We start from the raw sequence: 3,522 nt of genomic DNA on the forward strand, positions 1-3,522 counted from the left end.
AGTTTTGTAGTTCAAAAATTTTCCTGATTACAATTTTTGTTTCACACTTATAATCATTATTGTAATATTCGCACAAGTATTATTTCTATTCAATATTATTTTCTCTAGTATTAAGAATAAAAAAGTATAATTACCCTCAACATTAAATGGGACATCTAGCCGACATATATGTTATAAAAAAGTCAAGATCTAAACAACTTGGAATTGATTTCTTAAACCAATTTCTCCCCTTGAATTCGGAGAGTGCAGATGAGTACAGCATTCCGCAATATTCAGTTAGTCCTGTACAAAATTTTGACAAGGCTCATGATTTAATGACCTATCTTGAGTCAAATAATCAATATGCTCAAAGTATTTATTGGCAAAACCTAAATAAACAGGATAGGAATAAGCATGGAATGATCTTTTATACGGAGGATGGATGTATGATTTTTGGAATTTCCAGATATGTTGATTCTAGGAAGGACGAAAAGGAATTTTTAAAAGGAATGAAGTATTTTTTTCATGCGGAGATGGGGTATATAGACCATGAAAATCCTCCGGTAGATTCGTATGAAGAATTTATTGAAAGGGTTAAGCAACTAGAGTAATAAAACTCAAAGTACTCCTCGCTCAATCCAACCTCAAACCAAACCCCTTCTCAAATTTCTCCCTCATCATTCGCTATTGCATTTTGAGTTCTCTATCTTTGCCCCCTTAAAATTTTGGTATGAAGAAGTTTTTCCAAGGGTTTACTGCAAATCCTAAGAATGATATTTTAGCAGGTATGACCGTTTCATTGGCGATGATACCAGAGGTTGTAGCCTTTGCCTTTGTGGCAAGAATAGATCCTTTAGTAGCCTTGTCTGGAGCATTTATTGTTGGATTAATTACGGCTTTATTCGGCGGTAGACCTGGGTTAATTTCAGGAGCAGCAGGAGCGGTAGCGGTAATTTTTGTAAATATGATCGCTGAAGGTCATGAAAGAGGACTTGCTTTTGATACACCCGTTGAAAATATGGGGTTCTTCTATCTCTTTGCCTGTGTAATATTAATGGGTATTATTCAAGTTGCTGCTGGTTACTTTAAATTAGGTCGTTTTGTACGACTTATTCCCCACCCGGTTATGCTTGGATTCGTTAACGGTTTGGCTGTAGTTATTTTCATAGCGCAGTTAAAAATGTTCCCTGTTCAAGCAGGTACAGAAACACAATCTGCGTTTTCAGTATTTTTTAGTGATCTCTTTTCATGGAGTTCATTGACTAAAATGTCACTATTGGTAGCAGTGACCATGGCAATAATTTACCTTTTACCAAAATGGAAACCAACTTCTAAATTGCCCGCAGCACTTACAGCTATCTTAATTATTACGCTTTTCGTAATTTTCTCAGGAATGGATGTAGCTACCATTGGTTCATACATTAGAGAAGGTGGTGGTGAAGGTTTGAAAGGTAAGTTCCCTACTCCTAATTTAGAGTTGTGGGAAAACTTGCCCCTGAACTTAGATACTTTAGCATTTATCTTCCCTTATGCATTCTTAGCGGCTTCTGTAGGTTTAATTGAGTCGTTAATGACCATGAACTTAGTAGATGAGATGACAGAAACGCGAGGAGACGGAAACAGAGAATGTGTAGGACAAGGATTCGGTAACATTGTAAGTGGACTCTTTGGAGGAACGGGTGGTTGTGGTATGATAGGTCAAACCATGATTAACATCAACGCGAAAGGTAGAGGTAGATTATCTGGAGTTATGATGGCTTTAACCTTATTATCTTTTATTGTTTTCGCAGCAGAATACATTGAAATGGTTCCAATCGCAGCATTAGTAGGTGTAATGTTTGTGATGGTAATTGACACCTTTGCTTGGTCGAGTTTCCGTATCATGAAAAAGATTCCGAAATCGGATGCCTTTGTTTTAGTAGCTGTATCTGTAATCACCATTGTTGCCGATTTAGCCATTGCAGTATTCGCAGGAGTAATCATTTCAGCTTTAGTATTTGCATGGGAAAATGCCGTAAGAATTAGAGCAAGAAAGAAATACAAGGAAGATGGAACGAAAGTTTATGAAATCTTTGGTCCCCTATTCTTTGGTAGTATTCAGGCCTTTAATCAGAAGTTTGACATTAAAGAAGATCCTGAAAATATTGAAATAGACTTTTTAGATTCTAAAGTATCTGACCACTCTGGTATTGAAGCTTTGGTGAATTTGGTCAACAAATACGAAGCACAAAACAAGAAAGTGAAATTAACGCATTTGAGTCCTGATTGTAAAACACTTTTAATTAAGAACAACGAAGGATTTAAAGATATCATTGAAGAAAGTATAGATGATCCTAGATATTATGTAATGACGGATACACCCGCGGTTACCGAATAAAATTTAAAAGCAGGAAGTAGAAATACAACCTGCTTTTTTTAGCTTTATACCGTGGAGAATACCGAAGATATAAAGGAGCTGGATATACTTTACCAGGATGAGTATTATGTTGCTGTAAACAAGCCCACCGGACTTCTGGTGCACCGTACTAATTTGGCAACTGATGCCGAAGAGTTTGCATTGCAAATTGTTCGAGATCAAACTGGGAAACACCTCTATCCTATCCATAGATTAGATAGAAAGACTTCAGGAGTTTTGTTGTTTGCATTTAGTTCAGAAGCAGCTCAGAAAATGCAAGAAACTCTAGCTTCAATAAATACTCAAAAAAGATACTTAGCCATAGTACGCGGTCATTTCCCAGAAGAAATTTACGTAGACTATTCCTTAAAAAATCTAAAAGGCAAAGCGCAAGAGGCACAAACTCAATTTAGATGCTTAATGCAGTCAGAGTGTGATTTTCCATCGGGAAAATTTGAAACATCACGCTATTCTTTAATTGAAGCTTTTCCAAAGACAGGGAGAATGCATCAAATTAGAAAACATTGTAATCACCTACGCCACCCAATTATTGGAGATAGACCCCACGGCTGTAACAAACAGAATAAAATATTGGGAGAACGATTTGGCTTGGAGCAAATGATGTTACATGCCGTTGACTTTAGACTTAAACATCCTTACAGCTTTGAAAATATGGTGATAGAAGCCCCTTTATTTGATGAATTTGAACGCATGCAGAAATTACTTTTACTGGATTAATTCCAACAAAGACTTTGAGTTATTCTTTCTTTAAAACTTAGTTTTTCGTAAAAACCTTCTGTCCATCAACTACAAGACGAAACACGAACCAAGTGTTCTCATCAAAAGAATTTAAATTGAATTCCTTATCTTCATTTATCAAAAGCAAACTTATGAGAGAATACAAACACAATTCAGCTTCTCAAACCGTACTTTCCGAGCTTATGGTCCCTTCATACGCCAACTTTGGGGGACGTGTTCATGGAGGAACCATACTATCTATGATGGACAAAGTAGCCTACGCCTGCGCTACCAAACATGCAGGGAATTATTGCGTAACAGCCTCTGTGGAAACGGTTGATTTTCTTACTCCCGTTGAGATTGGTGATCAATTATCTTTATATGCCAGTGTTAATTATGTGGGAAACACC

4 protein-coding genes are annotated in these 3,522 nt (G+C 36.7%); all 4 read left to right on the top strand.

Annotated features, from left to right (window positions below):
- Nucleotides 1-146: 146 nt before the first annotated feature.
- A complete protein-coding gene (locus tag AC22ZQ_RS13410; RefSeq protein WP_318959274.1) occupies nt 147-590 on the top strand; it encodes a hypothetical protein in 444 nt (147 codons plus the stop codon).
- 119 nt (nt 591-709) lie between these two features.
- A complete protein-coding gene (locus AC22ZQ_RS13415) occupies nt 710-2,356 on the top strand; it encodes a SulP family inorganic anion transporter (RefSeq protein WP_318959275.1) in 1,647 nt (548 codons plus the stop codon).
- Between the two features lie 51 nt (nt 2,357-2,407).
- On the top strand, nt 2,408-3,112 hold the full coding sequence (locus tag AC22ZQ_RS13420) for a pseudouridine synthase (protein WP_318959276.1): 705 nt from the start codon (nt 2,408-2,410) through the stop codon (nt 3,110-3,112).
- A 152-nt stretch (nt 3,113-3,264) separates the two neighbouring features.
- On the top strand, nt 3,265-3,522 hold a 258-nt coding region (locus tag AC22ZQ_RS13425; protein WP_318959277.1), incomplete at its 3' end, for an acyl-CoA thioesterase.

Source organism: Lishizhenia sp. (assembly GCF_057456495.1).

What these genes read in the sequence shown, in the direction of transcription:
- AC22ZQ_RS13415 (WP_318959275.1), top strand. Translation starts at nt 710, where the DNA reads ATGAAGAAGTTTTTCCAAGGGTTTACTGCAAATCCTAAGAATGATATT.
- AC22ZQ_RS13410 (WP_318959274.1), top strand. Translation starts at nt 147, where the DNA reads ATGGGACATCTAGCCGACATATATGTTATAAAAAAGTCAAGATCTAAA.